The following is a 6,000-nucleotide window of genomic DNA, read 5'->3' as shown; positions in this document are numbered from 1 at the left end:
GGTGGCGGTATGGGGGAGGGGTGGGATGGGTATGGGGCGTGCAGCGTCGGGGTGGAGCGGGAACTAAGGTGGAGTGGTGGCTGGGCGCGCGGCAAAGGTGTTGATGGTCGCGGGGTTGCTTATCAGCGGCTGCGGAGGGCCCGCCGAACCGGTGCCATGGGTGGAGCAGCCGGTGGCGCCGCCGAGTCCGTCGTTGAAGGTCAGGCCGGAGCCTCGGGCGGTGACAACGCCGTGCACGGCAAAGGATTTGGAGTCATTGTGGCCTGAGGGCGGCGATACCTTCGCGGAGAAGGAGTCCAACGGCTTTGCGATGCTGGTGCGCAATGTGGGGGCGGCGCCGTGCACGCTGGCCGGATATCCGAAGGCGCAAGGGCTGGATCGGGATGGCAAGCCGATCGGGGAGGTGGCGATCCCGGCGGAGCAGGGGAAGGATGTGCACGTCACCATCGAGCCGGCGGAGCCGGCGAAGGTGGTTCTGCGGACCCGGTCGCAGGGGTGCAGCGGGCCGGAGGTGACGTATCACGGCGCGGAATTGTTGCTGGACAATGGGTTTCATGTGGTGGCGCGCAACGCGTGGCTGCGTGGGTCGTGTCCGTTGCGGGTGAGCGGGTGGGAGCCGGTGGTCAACGTGGCGGAGCCGCTGTGGCCGCTGGAGGCCCGGTTGCAGGCGCCGTCGTGGGCCGAGGTGGGCACGGAGCTGACGTATGTGCTGGAGTTGGTGAACGTTACGCGGTCCACGGCGCGGTTGGACCCGTGCCCGGTGTTCACGCAGATTCTGACGCCAGAAGAAGGGTTCGACGAGCGCAAGCTGGATGAGCTTCAAGTGTCGGTGCGAGGCACGTACCAGCTGAACTGCGCGGTGAACGTCATCGGCCCGCGGGCGAAGGGCCGGTACCAGATGAAAGTCTTTATCCCCGAAGGGTTTCCGGAGGGCCGGACGGTGCTGTATTGGATGGTTGAGGGCGGGTCGCGGGTGTCCAGCACGACCGTGCTCAATGTGTCCAAACGGGATGGTTGACGGCTACTGGTCGATGGCGACGCCCGCGGCGCGCATTTCGGCGACGGCCCGCTCGGTGGTGCCGGGTGCGACGCCCGCTGTGAGGTCGAGCAGGACCTTGGTGTGGAAGCCCTCGCGGGCGGCGTCGATGGCCGTGGCGCGCACACAGTGGTCGGTGGCGATGCCCACGATGTCGACGGAGTCGACGTCGTGCATGCGCAGCCAGGCGGCTAGGCCGATGCTGCCGGTGGTGCCTTCGAAGCCGGAGTAGGCCGCCTTGTCGGCGCCTTTGAGGAAGACCGCCTCGATTTTGTCGGTGTCGAGGTCGGGGTGGAAGTCGGCGCCCGGCGTGCCGGCCACGCAGTGGACGGGCCAAGTGTCCACATAGTCTGGTGGGTTGCCGAAATGCGGGCCCGGGTCGACATGGTAGTCCTTGGTGGCCACCACGTGGTCCCAGTGGGTGGTCGAGAGGGTGGCGCTGATCCCGGCCGCGACGGCCGAGCCGCCGGTGACGGGGAGCGAACCGCCCTCGCAGAAGTCGTTTTGGACGTCGATGATGATGAGTGCGCGTGCCATGGCTACTCCTGTATCACTGGGATCGCGGGATCCCCTTGGGATAGTTTAAGCCCCTCCCAGGGGATGGAGATGAGGCACTCGCGTAGGTGCGCGCGCGATTCGTTGAGGGTGGGCAGGTCGGGCACGCGTGCCCCGTCGATGACGAACCGGTGCTGGAGCAGGCGGTCGTTGGGCTGGCGGGAAGGGGTGTGCTGCGAGGCGACGACTTCTTCGATGGCGGTGCCGGTGGGCTTGTGCCGGCGGATGGCCGTCTTGCGGCCGCCGATGGTGCGCTTGTTTTCTGAGCGCTTGACGACGGGGCGGCCATCGACCTCGACCAGTTTGTAGACCAGGCCCGCGGTGGGTGCGCCCGAGCCGGTGACGACCGCTGTGCCCGCTCCGTAGGCGTCGACGGGCTCGGCGCGCAGCGCGGCGATCGAGTATTCGTCGAGATCGCCGGAGACCACGATTTTGACGTCGGGCGCACCGAGCTCGTCGAGCAGCGCGCGGGATTGCGCGGCGAGGACCGACAGGTCGCCGGAGTCGATGCGGATGGCGCGCAGGCGGGGCCCCGCCACCTCGATGGCGTTGCGGATGCCCTGCGTGATGTCGTAGGTGTCGACGAGCAGCGTGGTGTCATGCCCGAGCGTGAGCAGTTGCGAGGCGAAGGCCGCTTGCTCGTCGTCATGCAGGAGCGTGTAGGCGTGCGCGGCCGTGCCCGCGGTCGGGATGCCGTAGCGCATGCCGGCCGCGAGGTTGGAGGTCGACGCGAACCCGGCCAGATAGGCCGCGCGCGCGGCGGCGACGGCCGCCTGCTCGTGCGTGCGGCGCGAGCCCATCTCGATCAGCGGGCGTCCCTTGGCGGCCGTGACCATGCGCGCGGCCGCCGCGGCGATCGCCGAGTCGTGGTTGAGCACGGACAGCACCAGCGTTTCGAGCACCACGCACTCGGCGAAGGATCCTTGAACGGTCAATATCGGGGAGTTGGGGAAATAGAGCTCCCCTTCGCGGTACCCCCAAATATCGCCTTTAAATTTGAATGATTCCAACCAACGGGCGGTCTCTTCATTGATCACCTTGGTTCCCGCCAGAAAACCGATCTCATCCGCGTCGAACCGGAAGTCGTCCAAAAGATCGAGCAGTCGGCCCGTCCCGGCCACCACGCCGTAGCGCCGACCTGGGGGAAGTCGCCGCGCGAAGACCTCGAACACGCAGCTGCGGGCGGCCGTCCCGTCGCGCAGCGCGGCACCGATCATCGTCAGTTCGTAGTGGTCGGTCAAAAGCCCCGGAGATCCCAACACGAGGACAGCTTATGCGGCCCGAGTGTCATTACTATGGGACGCGTGACCGCCGCCCCGCATACCGCGCCGCTTGAGAAGGTGCGTCCGGAGATCGACGAGGAGTCGGACTTCGCCCGGCCCTGGGTCACCATCGTGCACAACGATCCGGTGAACCTGATGAGTTATGTGACTTGGGTGTTCCAACAGCTGTTCGGTTACAGCAGGGACAAAGCGGAGCTGTTGATGCTCGACGTGCATAACAAGGGCAAGGCCGTCGTGAGCAGCGGGGCCCGCGAGCGGATGGAATACGACGCATCGCGCCTGCACTCCTACGGGTTGTGGGCGACGGTGAACAAGCAGTGAGGCTTATCCATGACCTTGTTTAAGCGGCGCAATGGGCTTTGTGTGGCCACGTTCCGCGAAGACGAGGTCAGAGTACTGCGCAAGGTGGCCGAGGAGGTCGTCGGGCTGCTCACCGAGGGCTTCGACCATGAGGACCCGGTCGTGGGCCGTCTTTTTCCCGATGTGTACCCGGACCTGCCCCGCGAGTCGGCCGAGTTCCGCCGGTTCACCGAGGGCGACCTCAAGACCTCGAAAATCGATCAGGCGGGCGCGATCCTGGCCGGCCTGCCCGAGGACGGCGAGGGCGAGGTGCGGCTCGACCCCGAGGCGGCCGAGGCGTGGCTGCGCGCGCTCAACGATGCCCGCCTGGCGCTGGGCATCCGGCTGGAGATCACCGACGACACCGACCTGGAACGAGAGCTTGATCACGCCATCGCCGAGGATCCGAGCTCGGCCAGGGTGTTTCAGCTCAGCGTCTACTCATATCTGGGATATTTGCAAGATTCCCTGTTGGCCGCGCACACCGCGTAGGATCGCGCATGTGTTGACCATTCAACAGGCGATCCTGGACGCGATCGTCGCTCACGCTCGCCGGGACCACCCGGACGAGGCGTGCGGTGTGGTCGCCGGACCGATCGGCTCGGACACGCCGACCCGGCACATCCCGATGGACAATGCCGCGCGTTCCATGACCTTCTACCAGTTCGACTCGATGGAGCAGCTGCGCGTGTGGCGCGAGATGGACGACCGGGACGAGGAGCCCATCGTCATTTATCACTCGCATACCGCGACCGAGGCCTACCCGAGCCGCACCGATGTGGCCTACGCGGGGGAGCCCAACGCGCACTACGTTCTCGTCTCAACCCGTGAGCCTGATTCGACCGAGATTAGGTCGTTCCGTATTCTGGACGGCGTGGTTAAGGAAGAGCCGGTTAACGCCGTGCAGTCATACATGTTTGGGCAGACCCCAAACAGCGTTGACTACGAGTGTCAGGCCTAGCTCGAACTCGCCCTGGCATCCGTTAACCCATTCTCGTTCTTCCTTAGGAGTCTGATAATCATGGCTATCGATGTTCGCATCCCGACGATCCTGCGTTCCCACACCGGCGGCGCGAAGGCGGTCTCCGGCTCGGGTGACACCCTGCTGCAGCTGCTGGACAACCTCGACGCCCAGCACCCCGGGCTCAAGCAGCGCCTGGTCACGCCGGAGGGTGGGCTGCACCGCTTCGTCAACATCTACATCAACGACGAAGACGTGCGCTTCCAGGGCTCGCTGGACGCGAAGGTCAACGACGGCGACACGGTGACCATCCTGCCCGCCGTGGCCGGTGGCGCGTTCGGGTTCGCCGCGGCTTCCGCGCTTCGGGGATAACCGCCATGGCTCGCTTTGAGTCGCTTTTGGACACGTGCGGCAACACGCCGCTGATCGGGCTGCCCAGACTCTCGCCTTCGGAAAAGGTGAGGATCTGGGCCAAGCTCGAAGACCGCAACCCGACAGGCTCGGTCAAAGATCGTGCGGCGCTGTATATGGTGCGCACCGCGGAAGAGCACGGCCGGCTGAAGCCGGGTGCCACGATTCTTGAGCCGACGAGCGGCAACACGGGCATCGCGCTGGCGATGGTCGCGAAGCTGCGCGGTTATCGGCTGGTGTGCGTCATGCCGGAAAACGTGTCCAGCGAACGGGTCCAGCTGCTGCGCATGTACGGTGCCGAGATCATTTTTTCGCCCGCGGCCGGTGGGTCCAACCAGGCAGTCGCGACCGCGAAGCAGATCGCCACCGAGCATCCCGACTGGGTCATGCTCTACCAATACGGCAACGAGGCCAACGCGCGGGCGCACTACGAGACCACGGGGCCGGAGCTGCTGCGCGACCTGCCGACCATCACGCACTTCGTGGCCGGGTTGGGTACGACGGGCACGCTCATGGGCACCGGCCGATACCTGCGGGAGAAGAACCCCGACATCCAGATCGTGGCGGCCGAGCCGCGCTACGGCGAGCTGGTCTACGGGCTGCGCAATATCGACGAGGGTTACGTGCCGGAGCTCTACGACGCGAGCGTGCTGAGCCGGCGGTTCTCGGTGGGCACGCGCGACGCCGTGCTGCGCACGCGCCAGCTGGTCGAGGTCGAGGGGCTGTTCGTGGGCTTCTCGACGGGCGCGGTGTTCCATGCCGCGCTCGCCATGGCGCACGAGGCGGTGCGCGAGGGGCGCGCGGCCGACGTGGCCTTCCTGGTGGCCGACGCGGGCTGGAAATACCTGTCCACCGGGGCCTACACGGGCACCCTGGCCGACGCCGAGTCCTCTTTGGAGGGCCAACTGTGGGCTTAGCCGCTTCCCCGGGTTCATCGCGAGGCGTTGAACCCGGGGAGCCACAACGGGATGCGGCCTAGACCACGTAGACCAGTGCCACGTTGGCGGCTAGCAGAAGCACTGCGACGCCCACGAGGTACCAAGGCAAAAGGGCACGGTGAATCGCGGCGAAGGCGGCCACGATGAGACCGCAGCCGATCACGCCCAGGGTCACGGTCAGCATCGGGTACCACCACGGTCCATCGATGGCGATGGAGGCCGCCAGGCGGACCGCCGGAATCAGGCCCACGAAGACGCAGACCGCGGCGATGAGGGTCAGCCCGAGCAGGCGGCCGCTGCCGGGCGGGGCGTGCTCGTCGGTGTGCAGCCGGAAACGCATCCGCATCCCCCTGATCAGGCGTTGCGCAAGAGGGGCCGGCGGCGCGGCGGCGGTGGTCGGCTCGGCGGCCGTCCGCGCGTGGGGGACTCCCTCTTGCGTGGTTTCGTCCGTTGACTTGGACGGACTGTGCACGTGCG

At 66.7% G+C, this 6,000-nt stretch carries 9 protein-coding genes; 6 read left to right on the top strand and 3 right to left on the bottom strand.

Annotated elements, in window-relative coordinates; translation table 11 throughout:
* The first annotated feature begins 220 nt into the window (after positions 1-220).
* Complete coding sequence (locus DM816_RS13905; protein ID WP_162907451.1) at positions 221-1,018, top strand: DUF4232 domain-containing protein; 798 nt, start codon at positions 221-223, stop codon at positions 1,016-1,018.
* Between the two features lie 3 nt (positions 1,019-1,021).
* On the opposite strand, the gene DM816_RS13900 is transcribed toward DM816_RS13905, so the two are convergent.
* Together DM816_RS13900 and DM816_RS13895 are read right to left on the bottom strand one after the other, a co-directional pair.
* Positions 1,022-1,573, bottom strand: coding sequence for a nicotinamidase (locus DM816_RS13900; protein WP_117210639.1), 552 nt, complete (start codon positions 1,571-1,573; stop codon positions 1,022-1,024).
* A gap of 2 nt (positions 1,574-1,575) precedes the next feature.
* Positions 1,576-2,853 (bottom strand): nicotinate phosphoribosyltransferase, encoded by a 1,278-nt coding sequence (locus tag DM816_RS13895; RefSeq protein ID WP_162907450.1) that lies wholly within the window; start codon positions 2,851-2,853, stop codon positions 1,576-1,578.
* Positions 2,854-2,886: 33 nt separating this feature from the next.
* On the opposite strand from DM816_RS13895, the gene clpS reads away from it, so the two are divergent.
* From clpS to DM816_RS13870, 5 genes are read left to right on the top strand one after another with little or no spacing between them, the layout of a single operon-like run.
* Entirely contained in the window at positions 2,887-3,195 is a 309-nt protein-coding gene (gene clpS / locus DM816_RS13890; protein WP_117210638.1) for an ATP-dependent Clp protease adapter ClpS, read from the top strand.
* A 9-nt stretch (positions 3,196-3,204) separates the two neighbouring features.
* The gene (locus tag DM816_RS13885; protein WP_117210637.1) at positions 3,205-3,705 is read left to right on the top strand and encodes a DUF2017 domain-containing protein; all 501 of its coding nucleotides are present in this window, start codon (positions 3,205-3,207) and stop codon (positions 3,703-3,705) included.
* Between the two features lie 10 nt (positions 3,706-3,715).
* Positions 3,716-4,174, top strand: a complete 459-nt coding sequence (locus tag DM816_RS13880; RefSeq protein WP_117210636.1) for a M67 family metallopeptidase — start codon at positions 3,716-3,718, stop codon at positions 4,172-4,174.
* A 60-nt stretch (positions 4,175-4,234) separates the two neighbouring features.
* Positions 4,235-4,546 (top strand): MoaD/ThiS family protein, encoded by a 312-nt coding sequence (locus tag DM816_RS13875; RefSeq protein ID WP_117210635.1) that lies wholly within the window; start codon positions 4,235-4,237, stop codon positions 4,544-4,546.
* A 5-nt stretch (positions 4,547-4,551) separates the two neighbouring features.
* Positions 4,552-5,502: a PLP-dependent cysteine synthase family protein gene (locus DM816_RS13870; protein ID WP_117210634.1), complete on the top strand. Its 951-nt coding sequence runs from the start codon at positions 4,552-4,554 to the stop codon at positions 5,500-5,502.
* 58 nt (positions 5,503-5,560) lie between these two features.
* Here the strand turns inward: DM816_RS13870 and DM816_RS13865 are convergent, their stop codons facing one another.
* Positions 5,561-5,863, bottom strand: a complete 303-nt coding sequence (locus tag DM816_RS13865; RefSeq protein ID WP_162907449.1) for a hypothetical protein — start codon at positions 5,861-5,863, stop codon at positions 5,561-5,563.
* Positions 5,864-6,000: the final 137 nt, after the last annotated feature.

This window comes from Allorhizocola rhizosphaerae (genome assembly GCF_003426775.1).
GTDB classification, from domain to species: domain Bacteria; phylum Actinomycetota; class Actinomycetes; order Mycobacteriales; family Micromonosporaceae; genus Allorhizocola; species Allorhizocola rhizosphaerae.
This window is presented reverse-complemented; position numbering and strand designations above follow the sequence as displayed.

Bases quoted from the DNA above. Each gene is read 5' to 3' on its own strand.
- DM816_RS13900 (WP_117210639.1), bottom strand. From the start codon at position 1,573: ATGGCACGCGCACTCATCATCATCGACGTCCAAAACGACTTCTGCGAG.
- clpS (WP_117210638.1), top strand. From the start codon at position 2,887: ATGGGACGCGTGACCGCCGCCCCGCATACCGCGCCGCTTGAGAAGGTG.
- DM816_RS13885 (WP_117210637.1), top strand. From the start codon at position 3,205: ATGACCTTGTTTAAGCGGCGCAATGGGCTTTGTGTGGCCACGTTCCGC.
- DM816_RS13875 (WP_117210635.1), top strand. From the start codon at position 4,235: ATGGCTATCGATGTTCGCATCCCGACGATCCTGCGTTCCCACACCGGC.
- DM816_RS13870 (WP_117210634.1), top strand. From the start codon at position 4,552: ATGGCTCGCTTTGAGTCGCTTTTGGACACGTGCGGCAACACGCCGCTG.
- DM816_RS13865 (WP_162907449.1), bottom strand. From the start codon at position 5,863: ATGCGTTTCCGGCTGCACACCGACGAGCACGCCCCGCCCGGCAGCGGC.